Source organism: Mucilaginibacter myungsuensis (genome assembly GCF_015222005.1).
GTDB lineage: Bacteria > Bacteroidota > Bacteroidia > Sphingobacteriales > Sphingobacteriaceae > Mucilaginibacter > Mucilaginibacter myungsuensis.
In genome coordinates, this window is record NZ_JADFFL010000001.1 from 621,639 (window position 1) to 640,521 (window position 18,883).

The 18,883-nt window shown below is 47.0% G+C and carries 10 protein-coding genes; 6 read left to right on the forward strand and 4 right to left on the reverse strand.

Annotation, left to right across the window (positions count from 1 at the left end):
* Positions 1 to 138: 138 nt before the first annotated feature.
* Positions 139 to 735 (reverse strand): RNA polymerase sigma factor, encoded by a 597-nt coding sequence (locus tag IRJ16_RS02660; protein WP_228079757.1) that lies wholly within the window; start codon positions 733 to 735, stop codon positions 139 to 141.
* A 208-nt stretch (positions 736 to 943) separates the two neighbouring features.
* Here IRJ16_RS02660 and IRJ16_RS02665 point away from each other — a divergent pair, with 208 nt between their 5' ends.
* From IRJ16_RS02665 to IRJ16_RS02685, 5 genes are all read left to right on the forward strand, one after another.
* A complete protein-coding gene (locus tag IRJ16_RS02665; protein WP_194109963.1) occupies positions 944 to 2,107 on the forward strand; it encodes a FecR family protein in 1,164 nt (387 codons plus the stop codon).
* A gap of 232 nt (positions 2,108 to 2,339) precedes the next feature.
* On the forward strand, positions 2,340 to 5,777 hold the full coding sequence (locus tag IRJ16_RS02670; RefSeq protein WP_394355211.1) for a SusC/RagA family TonB-linked outer membrane protein: 3,438 nt from the start codon (positions 2,340 to 2,342) through the stop codon (positions 5,775 to 5,777).
* Between the two features lie 21 nt (positions 5,778 to 5,798).
* The gene (locus IRJ16_RS02675; RefSeq protein ID WP_194109965.1) at positions 5,799 to 7,232 is read left to right on the forward strand and encodes a RagB/SusD family nutrient uptake outer membrane protein; all 1,434 of its coding nucleotides are present in this window, start codon (positions 5,799 to 5,801) and stop codon (positions 7,230 to 7,232) included.
* A 139-nt stretch (positions 7,233 to 7,371) separates the two neighbouring features.
* Positions 7,372 to 9,663 carry a GH92 family glycosyl hydrolase gene (locus IRJ16_RS02680; protein WP_194109966.1) on the forward strand — a complete coding sequence of 764 codons (2,292 nt, stop codon included), beginning with the start codon at positions 7,372 to 7,374 and terminating at the stop codon, positions 9,661 to 9,663.
* A gap of 17 nt (positions 9,664 to 9,680) precedes the next feature.
* Positions 9,681 to 12,887, forward strand: coding sequence for a glycoside hydrolase family 2 TIM barrel-domain containing protein (locus IRJ16_RS02685; RefSeq protein ID WP_194109967.1), 3,207 nt, complete (start codon positions 9,681 to 9,683; stop codon positions 12,885 to 12,887).
* An 88-nt stretch (positions 12,888 to 12,975) separates the two neighbouring features.
* Here IRJ16_RS02685 and surE read toward each other — a convergent pair whose 3' ends face one another.
* Positions 12,976 to 13,722, reverse strand: a complete 747-nt coding sequence (gene surE, locus IRJ16_RS02690; RefSeq protein WP_194109968.1) for a 5'/3'-nucleotidase SurE — start codon at positions 13,720 to 13,722, stop codon at positions 12,976 to 12,978.
* A 70-nt stretch (positions 13,723 to 13,792) separates the two neighbouring features.
* Between surE and IRJ16_RS02695 the strand changes: the two genes are divergently transcribed.
* On the forward strand, positions 13,793 to 14,683 hold the full coding sequence (locus tag IRJ16_RS02695; protein ID WP_194109969.1) for a diacylglycerol/lipid kinase family protein: 891 nt from the start codon (positions 13,793 to 13,795) through the stop codon (positions 14,681 to 14,683).
* Positions 14,684 to 14,692: 9 nt separating this feature from the next.
* On the opposite strand, the gene IRJ16_RS02700 is transcribed toward IRJ16_RS02695, so the two are convergent.
* Positions 14,693 to 16,063 carry a YeiH family protein gene (locus IRJ16_RS02700; protein ID WP_194109970.1) on the reverse strand — a complete coding sequence of 457 codons (1,371 nt, stop codon included), beginning with the start codon at positions 16,061 to 16,063 and terminating at the stop codon, positions 14,693 to 14,695.
* 195 nt (positions 16,064 to 16,258) lie between these two features.
* Positions 16,259 to 18,817 (reverse strand): TonB-dependent receptor, encoded by a 2,559-nt coding sequence (locus IRJ16_RS02705; protein ID WP_194109971.1) that lies wholly within the window; start codon positions 18,815 to 18,817, stop codon positions 16,259 to 16,261.
* Positions 18,818 to 18,883 lie beyond the last annotated feature (66 nt).

Genomic DNA, 18,883 nt, shown 5'->3' on the forward strand with positions numbered 1-18,883 from the left:
TAAACAATGCATCTAATTATAGGCAAATCGCAACAGGGAAATTACCGTGATAGTGGTCACTATTAGATTTTCTTGCGATCGATCAACAAAAGTAAGGGTGTTAATTGGCAGATCCTGCAATCGATCGCAGGACCACCATTACTTAAAAAAACAACTAAAGAGGATGATCACCTTTAACGAGGTGCGCAAATGTTTCAACGCAATGGTAAGTTGATTTTCTACCGTCCGTTTGGAGATATCCAGCCGCTCGGCAATTTCGGTTATCGACAAGTTATCACGCCGGCTCATATAATAGATCTCGCGGCAACGTTTAGGCAATTCGGTAAGGAGATGGTTTACAGTGTCGTTGATCTCGCGCTCATCGATATTGACCTCGCCCTGATTATGCTCGTGACGACCTGAGATGGCGTAAGCAGCATCCTCGGTGTATTCATAGTCATCTACATACTGCACAGGGATGGCTTTTGCTGTTTGCCTTTTGCGGATGGCGTGATAACTGGCGGCCGTGATCACATAACTTTTAAAAGAATTTATCTTTAACTCCTGCCGTTTATTCCAAATATTCAGGAAAATATCATGGGCTATCTCTAATGCCAATTCCTCGTCGCGTACATATTTATGGGCCACAGTGTACACTTTCAACCAGTGGCGTTCAAACAGTTGGTTGAAAGCCTGCTCGTTATCAAGTAAAATAGCCTCAAATAGTTCAGCGTCTGTCAAATTGGTGATCGGCATATAATTGGGTCGGTAAAGCTATGCATTATCATATCTTAATAACAAATTTTCGCCTATATAATTTGTCTATACATCTAAAACATCCGGTACACTAAGCTAAAATGTACAGTACGCTAAAAAATTTTTATTTTTTTATGTGTGTTGTAACGCTATTCTGTATCTATACCTATGTAAACCCAATTATAACGTACAGCATTACAGCCATTCTATGACACAGGAACAGTATCTTGCCCTTTGCGCGAAATTTTTACGCGGTGAGCATACCCCGGCAGAAGAGGCCCTGATAAAGCAATATCAGGACACTGATGGGCTGCACAACGAACACTTAGCACCATTAAGTCAAGCTGAACAGGAACGCCTGCACGATATACTATTTAATAAGCTACAGGCAAGTATGCAGGTTAATGAAGCACCTGTACGCAAGATGTTCGGATGGAAATATGCGGCCGCCGCTGCGGTATTGATCTTTGCATCGGCAGGGGTTTATTTTTTGAATAAGGATAATGCCGCCACCATCGCTCCTGCAACACCAAAGGTTGCTGTGGTAAAAAAACATATCATCCAACCCGGGTCTAACAAAGCCATCCTTACGTTGGCCAATGGGCAAACCATCTCTTTAGATGATACTCAAAAAGGCAATGTTAACAAACAGGGTAATCTGGCTATATCCCGTTCGGGCAATGGCATAGTGATCAACCACGATGGCGATAAAGAAACAGAAGCTGCTGCACTTGCATTAAATACCATCAGCATCCCGCGTGGTGGCAAATACAACATCACCCTGCCTGATGGTACGCAAGTTTGGCTGAACTCGGCATCGTCACTTACCTTCCCTACTGCTTTTATAGGAAACGAGCGTAAGGTTACCCTGACCGGCGAAGCTTATTTTGAAGTGGCTAAGAATAAAGCCAAACCATTTAAGATAGACGTGAACGGCAAACAGACCGTAGAGGTATTGGGCACGCATTTCAATATCAATGCCTATAGCGATGAGCGATCTATCCGAACCACACTTATCGAAGGCTCGGTAAAGGTTAACCATGGTTCAGGTTCTACGCTGATCAAACCCGGACAAATGGCCGTTAACAACTTGAAAGATCGGGTTACTGTCAGAGAAGCCGATGTTGACGAAGTGATGGCCTGGAAAAATGACAACTTCATATTCAATAACGAAAATATCACATCGATCATGAAAAAAGTATCGCGCTGGTACGATGTGGACGTGATGTACAAAGGCGATATGAGCGACGTGAATTTTGATGGCAATTACCAGCGATCCAAAGGTTTGGATGACCTGCTGACCAATATAGAATTAGTGAACAAGGTACGCTTTGTTACCGAAGGAAGGAGGATAACGGTTATAGCTAAATAATTACCTATTTCCCCATATCCAAAAAAAACCGAGAGTGTTGAGACCACCCCCGGCTTTAGTTCGGTCTTAGAGATCGAGCAGGATACCAATTTTCAGATCGTTAAACCAATTATTAGATCCTAAGCAAATGTATAAAATTTTTACTGCACAACAGTGCAGGGAGATGCATCGTCGTATCCCTAAATTACTATTGATAATGAAACTTACCGTCATAATTATTATGGCCACCTTAATGCAGGTGAGTGCTGCCACGTTTGCGCAGCGCGTGAGTATCAATGTTAAGAATACTTCTGTTAAAGAGGTACTTAACCAACTGACCAAGCAAACCGGCTACAATTTTATTTGTGATGCCGACGTAATAAGTTTTACCGACCCGGTTACCATTAACGCTAAAAATACCACTTTAAAAAAGGTGATAGATGAGTGTTTTGACGGCCAACCTGTCGATATCATTTTTGGAAATAACAATACGGTGGTGATCCGTAAAAAAGAGATAGCGGTGGCAGAAAAAACCGTAGCGCCGGCTGTTATCACCATAACGGGTAGGGTGACCGATAAAAAAGGTGAGACCTTGCCCGGCGTTAGTATCCTGCTAAAAGGTACCAAAACAGGTGCGCTTACCGACATGAACGGTAGCTACAGCATCAAGGTACCTAACGGACAGAGTGTACTGGTTTTCTCGTTCGTGGGAATGGTGGCCCAAGAGATAACTGTAGGCACACAAACCGTTATAGACGTGGTACTTGCCGATGCTACTAACACGCTGAATGACGTGGTGGTAGTTGGTTATGGTGTACAATCGCGTGCTACGGTAACTGCCGCCATTGCCAAAGTAGATGGCAAAAACATTGGCAACCAACCGGTAAGTACCCCGGGCGAAGCCTTAGCAGGTTTGGCTGCCGGTGTGCAGGTAACATCAGATCAGGGTGCCAAGCCAGGTGCGGCCCCTACTATCCGCGTACGTGGTGTTAGCTCGTTAAGCTCGTCTAACGATCCGCTGTATGTAGTGGACGGTTACCCATTGCAAAACCCGGCCAACTTTACGCTGATCAACCCTAACGATATCGAATCGATGGAGATCTTAAAGGATGCAGCTTCGGCAGCTATCTATGGATCACGCGCGGCTAACGGTGTGGTTATTGTGACCACTAAACGTGGTAAAGCAGGTAAAACGGTTTTTTCGGCTACGGCTTATACCGGCATCCAAACTGTCGACAGATTTATCAGCGTGTTAAAGAAAGATCAGTATGTACAACAGGTTAAAGATATTAGCCGCATACGCGGGTTAGCATACCCTACCCTGCTGGACGGCGACATATCCAACCTGCCCGATACCGACTGGCAAAAAGCGATATTCCGCTCGGCCCCTATCAGCAACTTTGAGCTGAATGCATCGGGCGGTAGCGAAAAAGTACGCTTTAATGCCTCAGCAGGTTTCTTTAAACAACAAGGTGTTTTGATAGGTACCGACTATAGCCGTTACAGCACCCGATTGAACTTAGATGCCGACCTTGTTAAAGGTTTAAAATATGGCTTCTCGGTATCTCCGTCTTATTCAGAGCAATTCCGCCAGCCATCATCTGGTCAAGCCAGTGGCGCGGGCGCAAACCCTGCCGATTTCCTGATCGGTGTGCCGGGGTTGGTTGCCGATCTTAACTTACCAAGTCCGCTTAACCAGGCATTGACCTTCCAGCCTATCGTTCCGGTTTACACCGCCAATGGCGATTTCCAACAACCTTACGATCGTGCTTTAGGTTTAAACCTATCGCCTACTGCGGTGTTCTCGGCAAGTAACTTTTACAATCCGGTAGGTATCTTAAGCCAGTCTATCAACCGTTCAAGGGCTTTCCGTACGCTAAGTAATATGTTCTTAGAGTACAGCCCTTTAGCCGACCTGAAATTTAAGACCTATTTAGGTGCTACTTTAGAGAACGAGCAGGTGCATGCTTACGTTCCGGGTACTATGGCTTACAGCTCTGCCCCAAGTGCGTCTATGACCAATCCTTTATTAACAGGTATTTACGCATCAGATAACTCACGCACCAGCTTTGATTGGGTTTGGGAAAATACTGCTACTTATGATAAGCAGATAGATAAGCACCACTTTAACGTGTTAGGTCTATTTTCGGCACAAAAATATAACTCTCAGATCTATTATACTGCCGGTGTCCCGGGTACCTTTGTTACCACTGCAGTACAAAGCCCGCTGGCATCGCCAAACACAGTTGGTGTAGAGGCTTTTGATGCTAATACATTTGTTTCTTATGCAGGTCGTTTAACTTATGATTATGCTAAGAAATACCTTTTAACAGCCGCTGTACGTCAGGATGGTTCATCACGTTTTGGTCCAAACAACCGTTACGCGCTGTTCCCATCATTCTCTTTAGGCTGGCGGTTAGGTCAGGAAGACTTCATCAAACCTACTTTAGAAAAACTGAAGATCAACGAGTTGAAGATCCGCGGTGGTTATGGCCGTACAGGTAACGCCAACATTGGTAGCTTTACTTATGTTAACCAGATCGCCCTGAACAGGAACTATGCATCGGGCAGCAACCGCATCTTCGGTACACAGCAATTAGGCTTTGCAAATCCTGATCTTACTTGGGAGAAGAATGATCAGACCAGCGTTGGTATCGACCTAAGTTTCCTGAACAGCGATATCGTGTTCACGGCAGATTATTTCGACCGTACATCTGACGGTATGTTGTTAGCTAAAGCTTTACCATTGACGGTTGGTTATGCAACCACAGTTGCATCAGGCGTATATTCTACCGCATATCAGGCCAACTTAGGTAAACTTAGTAACAAGGGTTTTGAGTTTAACTTAAACACTAACTTTAACCTTGGCGCGGTACGCTGGAGTGCAAATGCTAACTTATCGACCTACCGTACTAAAGTATTGGATCTTGGCGGACCTTCTGCCCTGCCTGCTGTAGCAGCCATGAACGGCTGGAACAACGTTTACCAGGTGCAAGTTGGCCAACCTTTAGGTTTAATGTATGGTTACGAGGTAGTAGGCGTATTTAAGAATGCAGCCGACCTGGCTAACAACCCTAAGGCAAGATCTGGCAACGTAGTAGGTGACTGGATGGTTAAAGATCAGAACGGCGACGGCGTGATCGATGTAGCTGACCGCACCGTTTTAGGTAAGGGCTTACCAGACTTTACATATGGTTTCACTAACAGTTTCGCTTATAAAAATTATGATCTGAGTATTTTGATGCAAGGCGTACAAGGCGTTAAGGTAATTAACGGTAACGATCGCCAAACCATCACCGGTAACCACAACCAAAACTCACTGACGGAGTACTATCAAAATTATTTTGATCCGGCTAACCCAACCAAGGACGTTAAGTACCCTATCCCGGCATCGGGCGGTTTTGTAAACCCGGGTAATAATTTAACCAACTACAGTGTAGAGAACGGCTCATACTTACGGGTACGTAACATCACTTTAGGTTACCGCGTGCCGGAAACGGCTTTGAAAAGGCTGTTCGTGAAGTCGGCAAGGTTATATGCTACGGCACAAAACCCGTTCCTGATCACCAAGTATTCGGGCTACAATCCCGAGGCTAACATTATGGGCAGCAACCCGATCACGCCGGGTGTAGATCAGGGTACATACCCTACCGCGCGTACGTTCATAGTTGGTGTAAATTTTGGTTTTTAATGTATTTAAAACTCAAGGATCATGAAAATTAACAAACTCATTATAAGCAGCTTCGCGATATTCGCGACAATGGCCGTGCTGCCGGCCTGCAAAAAGTCCTTCGTTAACTTAACGCCTCAGGGCATTATCCCGGTAAGTACGTCATATACCACCGAGATCGATATCCGTAACGCGTTGACCGGTACATACAGTAGCTTACGCCCGATATATAACGAGCAATACGGCTTTGGCGAAATACCATCAGACAACGCCGAAACTTATGGCGAAAGCGAAGCACTTTACGGCGAGCAGGACAAACTTACCTGGGCGCCAACATCAACCAACCTGCAAAATGCCTGGGCCAGATATTATGCAACTATTGCCTACGCTAATATTGTATTAGGCCATGCGGATACTCCGCCAATGAGTGATGCTAACCGTAACAGCTACAAAGCGCAGGCAAAATTTCTGCGCGCGTTGATGTACTTTAACCTGGTGCGTATGTTTGGTGGTGTACCATTGATCTTAAAAGAATTGGTTACCGAAGAGGAGGCTTACACTTACCTTCGCGCTACCCCTGCCGAAGTTTATGCACAGATAGAGAAAGATCTTACTGAGGCAGCCGCGGTATTACCTGTATCGTACACCGGGACCGATATAGGACGTGCTACCAGTATTGCTGCCAATGGTTTATTGGGTAAGGTGCTGATGTTCCAGAACAAATACACCCAGGCTGAGCCGGTATTGGCTGCCGTTGCTGCTACGTCAGGTACGTTGCTGCCTTTTGATCAGGTGTTCGGGTTAGGTAAGGATAATAGCCGCGAGTTCATCTTCTCTGTTCAATACCTGTCTGGTGGTTACAGCGAGGGCAACACCTTTGCAAGGAGCTTTGTTCCGCAGCCATCAGGTACTACCATTACCACCTTCGTTACCGGTAATAGCAATAACTCAGGTACGCGTAACTTGTACAATGCATTCGAGACGGGCGATAACCGCTTAACCACATCGATAGGTACATACGCTTCGGGCACGCTGAACTATTATTACGCTAAAAAATTCGTTTACTCAAGCGTTATTGGTACCAGCGAAGGTGATAACGACTGGCCGGTATTGCGTTACGGCGATGTGATCTTACTATATGCAGAAGCATTGAATGAGAACGGTAAAACCACCGAAGCATTGACTCAACTTAACCTGGTACGCACACGTGCAGGTTTGGTTGGCCGCACCGGTTTATTACAAGCCGCAGCCCGCACTGCCATCCGTAACGAAAGACGCATCGAACTGGCTTTTGAAGCAGAACGCTGGTTCGATCTGATACGTTGGAATACTTATGTAGAGGTAATGACGGCTTTTAAAGCCGGTGGATCTGCCAACGGTACTATCGGTGCTATCACCACCACGCTCAACTTGTTCCCGATCCCATTGCGTGAAAGGCAGTTGAACCCAAGATTGACACAAAACCCGGGTTATTAATTTCCGGGAACCGGTAGCCATCACTTTAATGGCTACCGGTTAAGAATTTGGTTTATAAAGGTTGCCACCGGGGCTGCGGGCGAGCTGCGGCCCCCATGTGGTTTTCTTTTTACACCGCTCATTTTAAATACCGAACGATATGACCGTATCTAAAACCATAGCGCGACTAACGGTCGGCTTTGCTACCCTATTTTATTTTTCAGCGGCAAACGCCCAGTTCACAAAGTATGTACAGCCTATGGCCGGTACTGGCATAGCCACTACTGCTTCGGCTACTAAACACGGGGAAAACGCGGATACGCGCTTCGCTAACACCATCCCTGCAGTGACCCTACCCTTTGCCATGACGCAATGGGCACCGCAGACCCAGGCAGGAGAGACCAAGTGTGTCCCCCCCTATTATTATAAGGACAATAGGTTCGGTGGCATCCGCGGATCGCATTGGTTAAGCGGATCTTGCACGCAGGATTACGGCAGCTTTACCATTATGCCCATCAGCGGCAAACTTAAAACAGCAAATTACCACGCTACCTTTAGTCACACTGATGAAGTAGCTACACCATACAAATACACCATTGATCTTAAACAGTATCAATTACAGGCATCGGTAACATCCACCTTGCGCAGCGGTATGATGCAATTCACAATGGATAAGGCTGACAGTCTTTACTTGCTCGTCAGCGCCAACAGCAATTATCAGGAAGGCTTTGTAAAGGTCGACGCGCAGAGAGGCGAGATCAGCGGATACAATCCCGCACACCGCATCTATCAAGGCTGGGGCAAAAGCGCGGGGTTTAGCGGTTACTTTGTGATCAGGTTTGAAAGACAATTGACAAGCACCGGGACATTTTCAAACGATAAGATCTTCAAACTCGACAGCATTAAGAACGAAAAAGGCAACGGCGTTTACGCAGGATTTAAACTGAACAAAGGCGAAAAGCTGACCATCCGCATGGGTACATCATTTACCGGTTTGGATGGTGCACGCAAAAATCTGCAAGCCGAAATGCCGGGCTTCAATTTCGACCAGGCGGTTGCTAACAGCAAAGCTGTTTGGGAAAAAGCGCTGGGGCAGATCAATGTACAAACTGTCGACGAACGCGATAAACGCATCTTTTATACCTCTTACTACCACGCCATGCAACACCCGCGCTTATTTAGCGATGTGGATGGCAAATACCCGCGCTTTGCAGGTAATTATCAGAACGAGCAATTAGCTAAGGGCCAGCATTATTACGACGATTTTTCGATGTGGGATATCTACCGTGCGCAGATACCACTGTTCGAGATATTGGACCCGCCGATGATCGGTAGTTTTGTTAACTCCCTACTGCTAAAAGGCCAGCAAGGTGGTTGGATGCCGATATTCCCCTGTTGGAATAGTTATACTTCTGAAATGATCGGCGACCATACCACGTCGGTCATCAGCTCGGCTTACTTGAAAGGCATCCGTGGTTATAATGTAGACCAGGCTTACCAAATATTACGTCATAACGCTTTCGATATTAACACCAACCGTGCCGATTACGTGGAAGGCAAAGGCCGCCGCGCTTTAGATAGCCATTTAAAATACGGCTACATCCCGGTTGAGGATAGTGTGCTAGATGCTTTCCACAAAATGGAGCAGGTAAGCCGTACCATGGAATATGCTTATGACGACTACGCCCTTGCACAATTTGCCAAAGGCATTAACAAAACCGCCGACCATAACACCCTGATGAAACGTGCGGGTTATTACAAAAACATATTCGACACATCGACCGGCTTTGTACGTGGCCGCCATGCTGACGGTAGTTGGGTAAGCCCCTTCGATCCTGATAAAAAAGCCACCTTTATTACCGAGGGTACGGCACGGCAGTACACCTTCTATGTCCCGCATGATGTAGCTGGTTTGAGCAAATTGATGGGCGGCAGCAAAAAGTTAGAGACCGCCTTAGATGACCTTTTCAGCAAGGGCGAGTACTGGCACGGGAATGAGCCGGGGCACCAGATCCCTTTCATGTATAACTATACCTCGTCGCCATGGAAGACCCAGGCAGCGGTAAGGCAGATATTGGCCGATGAATACAGCGACGGCCCCGGCGGCTTGGGCGGTAACGATGATGCGGGACAAATGTCGGCGTGGTATATGTTCGCCTCTTTAGGATTTTACCCGGTCAACCCGGTTTCGGGTGAATATCTGTTGTGTGCGCCGCTTTTTGATAAGGCAATCATTAAATTGAAGAATAGCAAAGCGTTCCAACTAATCGCCCATAAAAAAAGTAAAACAGCCCAATATATCTACGCTGTAAAGCTGAATGGCAAAGTGATGCCAAATAGTTATATCCGCTATAAAGATATCATTGTAGGTGCCAAACTGGAAGTCTTCTTACAAGACACGCCGGCCGCCAATTGGGCCAATAAATCACAGTATCAGCCAAAAGGCATGTAATTATATCAGCTACCCGTATGAAGATCGTCACCTTAATTATAGCATTTACATTATCGGCAACGGTGGCTTTTGCTACTCAAACAGCAAACGTCGATACCAACTATCGCAAAGATGTTCCGCCCGAGATAGAGAACCCTGAAATATCGGGCATTAACAAACAGCCGGCCCATGCCATGTTAATGCCTTATGCTAATTTGCAGCAGGCATTGGCAGGTAACAGGCACGCGTCTACCCTATCGCGCAGCCTTAACGGCAATTGGAAATTCAATTGGGTGGCCTGGCCTATTGATCGACCCGTTGATTTTTATAAGCCTGCTTACGATGTATCTAAATGGAAAGACATCGCGGTGCCATCTAACTGGGAGATCAAAGGTTTTGGTACGCCATTTTATCGCAACATCAGTTACACGTTTCAAAAGGATTTCCCGCGGGTGATGAGTATGCCATCCGAAAAATATACCGCTTTTAAAGAGCGTAACCCGGTAGGTAGTTACCGCCGCGATTTTGATGTACCGGCCAACTGGAACGGCGGGCGCATCTTCGTCACATTTGATGGTGTCGATTCTGGCTTCTTCTTATGGATCAATGGCAAAAAGGTAGGCTACAGCACCAACAGCCGTAACGCCGCCGAATTTGATATAACCGAATTTGTAAGACCGGGCAAAAATATGATCGCTGCCGAAGTTTATCAATATAATTCGGGCAGCTACCTGGAAGATCAGGATATGTGGCGCTTGCATGGAATTTTCCGCAACGTTACGCTTTGGACGGCTCCAAATATTCATATTCGAGACTTTTCTATCAAGACCGACCTGGATGCGCAATATCGAAACGCAACAGCTGACGTATTGGTAAAGATCAAAAATTTCGGCAGCAAAGTATCGTCCGCACAACGGGCTGTGGTCGATATCTATAATGGCGCAAAGATCATTGCATCCGGCAATGCTAACGTTCCGCCAATGCAAGCAGGTCAGGAAACCGCTGTCAGTTTAAAGCTCAAGGTGAACAACCCGCTAAAATGGACGGCCGAAACGCCTAACCTTTACACAACGATCATCCGTTTAAAAAAAGAGTATCAAACTATAGAGACGATCTCGACTAAAACGGGCTTTCGCGAAATAGAGATCAAAGGGCGGGTCTTCATGGTGAATGGTGTGCCCATCAAACTGAAAGGCGTTAACCGACACGAAAATTGGCCCGAGGTTGGTCACGCTGTTACCGAAGCCCAAATGCGCCGCGACCTGGAAGTGATAAAGCAAGGCAATTGTAACCACATCCGCACCAGCCATTATTCTAATGATCCGCGCTGGTACGAGTTATGCGACGAGTACGGCATTTATTTGGTGGCCGAAGCTAATGTAGAAGCCCACGGACTGATGAATAAATTGAACGATGAGCCACGCATTAAAGCCGCCATTGTAGACCGTAATGTGGCCAACGTGGAGAGCTTTAAGAACCATGCCTCGGTGATCATTTGGTCTCTAGGTAACGAGTTCGGAACGGGTGGTACCAATTTCAGGGCAGCTTTAGATGCAGTTAAAAACATCGATACCACCCGCCCTACCCATTACGAGGGCTTTGGCGTAGGCGAAAAAAATCCGGCAGGCATCGATAGCAAAATGTACGCGCCGATCATCCCATATGCCGACTCTGCCAACGTCAAAAAGAAACTACTGTCATCAGTAGAACGGGCGGCATTGGATAGAACCCTGACCAAGCCCTTCTATCTATGCGAGTTCGCGCACGCCATGTTCAACTCCATGGGGTCGTTGAAAGAATACGGCGACCTTTTCGATAAATACCCGACATTGTTAGGTGGTGCTATCTGGGAGTTTCAGGACCAGGGTATCTGGAACCGTCGCGACCCGCAGCATCCCATATTGGCTTACGGTGGTGGTTTTGGCGAGTTTCCTAACGATCATTACTTTATTCATAAGGGTGTGGTAGCATCGGACCGGTCACCAAAACCTCATTATCCGGAGATGAAACGGGTTTTCCAATGGATCAGCGTAGATAGCGTCGACTTGGAAAAAGGTTTGATCAGTATCCGTAATAAATATCAATTCATTAACCTTTCGGGCTTCAACGCCAAATGGGTGATCAGCAAAAATGGTGTAACAGAAAGTTCGGGGATTATCAACATAAGCAATATCGCGCCACTGAGAAGTAAGCAGGTGAGCATCCCATACGTAGCCAAAAATGCAGAGCCTGATGCGGTGTATCATTTACGGATATCGTTCACAACGGTCAAAAATCAGCTTTGGGCAAAAAAAGGCTACGAGATAGCGGCCGAACAGTTGCAACTTCCCAACAAAAGTACCCGGCCATATCTTACGTCAAAGCAACTGTCGCCATTAAATATGGTGCAAACTGATAGTTCAATCCTCATCAAAGGCAAAAACTTCGAGGTCGGCTTTAGTAAAATTACAGGCACGATATCGGCTATGCAAACCAGTTCAGGTAATATCCTTTTACCTAACGGCGGACCGATGCTGCACCTGTGGCGCGCACCGCATCAACAAGACGATCTGTATGCCGATAAGGATTGGGAGGACCATGGCCTTAAACAACTGGCATGGACTGTGGATAACGTTAGGGTCGAAACTGATCCGACTTTGGCATCGCAAATTATTGTCAAAGCCAACCTTTCGGCAACAGGTAAAAAGGGTTTTTGGATAAAGCACCAGGTAGTGTATCAAATTAGTGGCGATGGCAGCATTACCGTCAGCAATAACGTGAACAGCAGTGAGCCCAAGCTGATCATTGCACGCATGGGCGTGCGCATGATGCTGGATAAAAACTATCAACAGTTCAGCTATTTTGGTCGCGGACCGATGGAGAATTACTCGGATCGTAAAACAGGGTCGGATATCGGTATCTACAATAGCACTGTCGCCCAACAGCTTACCCCTTACGAAAAACCGATGGAGGCCGGCAATCACGAGGATGTACGCTGGGCAAAACTAATTAACAGCAATGGTAAAGTATTTGAAGTCCTCGGCAGTAAAAGCGTGCTGCAAGTTGCGGCTCTCCCCTACAGCGACGAGGAATTGGCCGTACCCGAATATAAGATCGACCTGCCGAAAAGCAATAAGACCGTATTATGCATCGGTTACAAAACTTTGGGCGTTGGATCCAACAGTTGCGGCCCGACACCAATGCCGGAGTACACCGTTTACGCCGCACCAACCAGATTTGAATATACTTTAAAGCTGATAAACTAAACTATCAACTATAAGCGGGCATCAGCACCACGATGACCGTAACCGAGCCCAGACGCTTATTGCGCCGGGCTTTGGTTTTTATGTGTCGTTACGACTGTAATATCGGTTGCTCGCTTTGCAATTTGGCCAGCATATTTTCGGCCGTCAGGTCCAGTCGTAACGGAGTTATCGAAACGTTGCCGTTCTCTACAGCCCAGCGGTCGGTGCCTTCTTCCGCGGCCTCCAGCGGCTTAACGGTCGACCAGTACAACTTACGACCCATCGGGTCGGTGGTCGGCACGATCACACCATCGTATAATCTTACTGATTGGCGTGTCCAAAGAATATCTTGGGGATCTTCGGGAAAGTTCACGTTGAAAAGCGATAGTTCTTCTATCGGTAATAACAACTCTAAGGCACGCTCTACAAAAGGTGCGAGTTTTTTAAAGTCAGGTTCTGTTTTGCCGACCGGCGTGCTCAATGCAATACCTTTGATACCCAATAGCACAGCCTGCTTAGCCCCGGCCAATGTGCCGGAGTGCCACATGGAGTTACCCAGATTTGGTCCCATATTGATGCCAGATAATACCACGTCGGTATCCGTCCACAGATGCGTGCCTATCGCCACGCAATCTGCCGGTGTGCCGTTAACACGGTGTGCTGACTCGATACCGGTAAAAGTTATTGGCGAACTTTTAACGCTTAATGGACGCGAGTGTGTTACCGCATGGCCCATTGATGATTGCTCCACATCGGGGGCCACTATTCTTACCTCGCCAAAGCGCGAAGCTATCTCTGCCAGCGCGGCTATTCCCGGACTGTAAATACCGTCGTCGTTGGTGATCAATATCCTCATAACCTGTCGTTAATTTATTGTCAATATTTATTCAACCAAAAGGAAAGTTTTATGTTTTAGAATAAACAACATGAGCAACTTACCCACAGTAACCTTATTGCATAACCCCAGCGCCGGCGACGAAGACCATGCTGGTGAACACCTGACAGCGAAGATCAATGCTGCAGGTTATGATTGCCGCTATTTATCTACTAAAGAAAAAGGCTGGAAAAAATTTGATGCGGGATCTGCGCTTATTGTTGTTGCCGGCGGAGACGGTACAATAAAAAAAGCTGTAAAAGCTTTACTGAAACGAGACCTCAGAATAGATATCGGCTTGCTGCCATCGGGCACTGCTAATAACATCGCCCGTTCGCTTGGTTTAACAAAAGATCAGGAACAGAACATATCGGGCTGGAAAAAACAACAGGTAAAACAGGTTGATATAGGCACGATTAGCGGCCTCCACGATAAAGATTTCTTTTTAGAAAGCGTCGGTTGCGGCATACTCCCCGCTTTAATGAAAGAGATGAAACATGCCGATAAAAAACTTAGCGACGAACCCGCAAAAAGACTTGAGGCTGCCCGCAAGATATTTGTAGATCTTACCCACAACTACAAACCCAAAAGCTGCAAGCTAATTATTGATGGCAAAGACCACTCCGGTGACTATATCCTTATAGAGATATTGAATATGCCCTACGTAGGACCTAACCTGCGGTTGTCGCCTACTGCTGATGCCGGTGACGGTAATTTTGACATCGTATTGGTATCGGCCGACGCGCGGGAAATTCTTGCCAACCTGTTAGACGGCGAAGCGAGTGTACCTACGCTTACGGATGCTTATCAGGTAATTCGCGGACGACAAATAGCATTAGAATGGCCAAACAACGATGTCCACTTTGATGACGGACGCGTTGAGGCCAAAAAGCAACTTATAAAGATCGGTATCCGCGATAAGCAATTTCAGTTCCTGATATAAAGTGATCTGCTATTTAAAATCAGGGATCGGGAATATGTAGCCACCGAACAGGATGTACGCCCAAAGCAAGGTCCACAGGATGTTAAAGATCTGTGCGCCCACAAAAGTGTAAGCCGGTCTACCGCTATCGAGTTTGACCAGATCGCTAAATTTGGCTTCCATACCGATACAAACAAAGGCTAACCCGAACCAAATGGCGCGCAAGCCATCCAGCGTTGGCTTCATACTTTTAACCGCTGCCCCGTCAAGCGCGAATGAGAATATAAGCGATGCCGCGATAAAGCCAAGCACGAATTTTGGGAAACGCTCCCAAACAATACCCAAGCCTGGTTTACCTACATTCAGGTTCAAGCCGCCCTCTTTTGGCTCACCTTTAGGTTTACGATAAGCCCACCAAATAGCGATCAGGAAAGCAGCTACACCGATGAATACGTTTTGCGAGAATTTAGCGATCACCCCTGCTTTCACAGCCGCCGGGCCAACAATGGCACCAGCTGCGGTCACTGTGGCCGTTGTATCTAAAGTGCCGCCTAACCAGGCGCCGCCAACTATCTCGGGGATGTGTAATACACGCACCAGCCATGGCTGAATTATCATCATTGGGATGGCCATTAACAATACCAAAGTTGTTACGTAGGACAATTTACGCTTATCGCCATTGATCGCTCCCGCCGCTACAATAGCGGCTGATACGCCGCAGATAGATACGGCCGATGCCAGGATGATACCGAACTCGTCATCGACCTTTAGTCGGCGGCCGAGCCACAACGAGAAGAACCAAACGGCACTGACTACGATCACCGCCTGTATGATACCCGGCAAGCCGGCTGCAACAAGATCGGAAGATAAGATGCCTGTTCCTAAGATCACCAAGCCTGTCTTAATAAAAAACTCAGACCGTACAGCTTCTTTCAGCCAGGCGGGTATCGCCATAAAATTGCCGATCAGCAAGCCAATAAGCAGCGCGAAAACCACATATTCTAACCCGTAATAAGCGATGCTTTTATTACCGCCAATGATGAAAGCCACATTAGCCAGCAGAAAAATAAATATAAAGCCGATGATGTAGCGGCCGATGTTACCGCCTGATAAAGCGATCGAAATTACTGTCAGCAATAAAAATACGCCGCCGGTTTTAGCGATCAGCAATAAGTTTTTGGCTGATAGTATCTTGCCGTATAACTCCTCAGATCCGCTCCATTTATAGACAGGTAGTTTAATATCGATGCCGTTCTGTTTGAACAGGACGATAGCCGCGATCAGGATACCGCCCAGGATAACCGCCCACCAATCTTCATTTAGATATTTCAGGTACTGTTTTTTTGCGGGTACAGCTTGGTTAGGGGCAATGGGCGCGGTAGCGTCTATATTCTCAGGCATTATAGGTATATTTTTAGGAATTGGTTTAATAGTTCGGTGCGGCCGGTGGCCGCTAAACAAACATAAGTTTTTAAAATTCATCTACAAAACCGATAGACTATATTGTTACATCTGTGGGTTTTGCCATTTGCAAAACAAGGCTGCCCGATGAACGGGCAACCTTGTAGTATATTCATAGGTAAATGTAGGTACGAATTATAAGGCGTAACGCAGAGTCAGGCCGAAAGTGCGCTGATCGCCAAGTACCGCGGCATAGTGACCGGCGTTACCACCGGCAGGCAGCAATTGCTCAAAATAATTTTGGTTGAACAAGTTACGGGTCCAGATGAATGCTGAGAAACCTTCGGTGGCTTTGAAACCAACACGACCGTTAACCAAATAATATCCTTGAATGTTCAGGTAAGCCGATGGTGATGGGCTTGACGAGAACGACGAACGGAAATACTGATCTGCCGCGATAAAGAATTTAGAACCCTGGTTAAAGAATTTGGCTGGGGTAGCAAATTCGCCACCGTAAGATCCAGCCCATTTAGATACACCCGGTAAGCGCCCGCCCGAGATATCTTTGAAAGCAACCTGCTGGCCGCCAACGGTCAGGCCGGTCTCCTCTAAAGGCAACGGCGCGTTGGTGAACTTTACGTATTTAGCATCGGTGTAAGCCGCTGCCGCATAGAAAGAGAAATGCTGATCTAACTGGAAGCTACCGTCAAATTCAAAACCTTTAACGTTAACCTCGTCGGCATTGGCAATGTAACCACGGTTAACACCTAACTCAGGCGATTGCACGTTGGTCTGGTAATCCCTGATGTCCGAGTTATGATAGTTCAAATTCAGGGTAAGATTTTTTAACGGGGTGGTCTTCACACCAATTTCGTAGTGGCGGGTCTTTTCAGGCTTAATTACAGCCAGATCAAGCGCCGGTTGGCCACTTACCGTTGGTAAACCTGCCACGTTAACACCAACCGGTTTGTAACTGGTTGAGTAAGTAGCAAAAACATTTAAGCGCCTATTGGGGCGGTAAGCCGCGGTTATCTGGTACGTAAAATTCTTTTCATCTGCTTGCGACTCGTAGAACTGGCTGCTATACACACCATTCTTCAGGGCCAGCAGGGCCGGATCGGTAGTTTGCAGGCCGCCACGGGCTACACGGTTGTAGTACACCACTTTTTTATCGTAGTTGATCCTTGCACCCGGCAAAATGTGGAAGCCTTCGGCAAACTCCCAATCGATGCTACCAAAGGCGGCAGCACTTTTAGACTTGATAGATGCATCGGTATAAATACCATAGCCCTCAAACAAACCCGGCGTTTTCCATTGGGCAGTATTGGTGGTGCTTTGCGAGAAACGCCATTGCGCCGAGCCTGACTCCTCGGTACCGGTGATCTTTACTTCCTGATCCAGGAAGAACACACCCACTACCCCACTCAGGTTTTTGCTGAACTCACCAGCATAACGGATCTCCTGGCTCCAGTTTTTGTGCTTAGCGGGGTTTTGCGATTTAGCTAAAGCCTGCAAGCCGGTAAAGTCGCGGTCGTTAGATGGGTCCCAGTTCCAATAGCGCCATGCAGTTGTCGAGGTCAATGTTCCCGGGCCTATCTTTTGGTCAAGGTTCAATGATACACCGCCCAATTGGTTGCCCGAACGCCATGGCGTGTCATGATCGATCACCCGGTCAAATGCATTAGTGCTTGGTAAAGTATAACCAAGATCACTAATAATAGCATTGAATTGACGATAAGCGGGGCGTAAAGTTGGCGCCACGCCGGCCACCACTTGCGCGTATCCATCAGGTTTTTGGTCCGACGCATCGCCGGCAAGGGTGATGGATGTATTCTCGCTCGGTTTGAATAATAATTGACCACGGAAGCCTAAGTTGTTAACGTCGTTAGTGGCACGACCCGTGCGGATATTCTGTACAAGACCGTCGCGTTGTGTGCCCGAGAATGACAAACGTCCCGCCAAATTTTTTGCCAGCGGACCGGTCACCGATGCCTTAGCCTGGATGTAACCGTAGTTACCAAAGCTGCTCTCGAAATTTACACCCGGTGTAAAACTTGGCTTGCGGGTGGTGATATTGAAGGCACCTGCGGCGGTGTTCTTACCAAATAAAGTTCCTTGCGGTCCACGTAATACTTCGATGCTTTCCACGTCTATAAAGTCCAGCGTAGCGGCAGCGGGGCGGGCATAATAAACACCATCCACGTAGAAACCAACACCCGGATCAAGACCATCATTGGTCAAGCCGAATGGTGAACCGATACCGCGGATATTGATACCCGTATTCCGTGGGTTAGAAGTGTAAAGCTGCACAGATGGGATCAACTCTTTCACACGGTTCACGTTGAACGCGCCCGACTGATCGATCTGTGTACCCCCTACTACCGATACAGGTATAGGTACATCCTGCAATAATTCCTTACGGCGGCGTGATGTTACCACGATCTCGCTCAGCTGGTCGTCCTCAACCAAAACAAGTTCTAATGGGTTACCGTCCAGTTTCAACACCTGAAAATCCTGTGCTTTAAAACCTACCGAACGTATGCGGATGTAAAATGGCGGCTGTTGTTTTGGCGTGATGGTGAATTCGCCGTTATCGTCGGCGCTAACGCCGGTGGCTGTCCCCCTGATGATCAGCGTAGCGCGGGGGATGGGGATGCCCGTAACGCTTTTAACGCTGCCTTTGAGCGGGGTTTGGGCAAAGGCCGTACCTGCCCATAGTAAAACCAAAAATTGAATGAATAAACTCTTTTTCATGATGATGAGGAATTGATCGTTATGGTGGTTGTAAAATGTAATTGACTGATATATTGACGCTTGCTG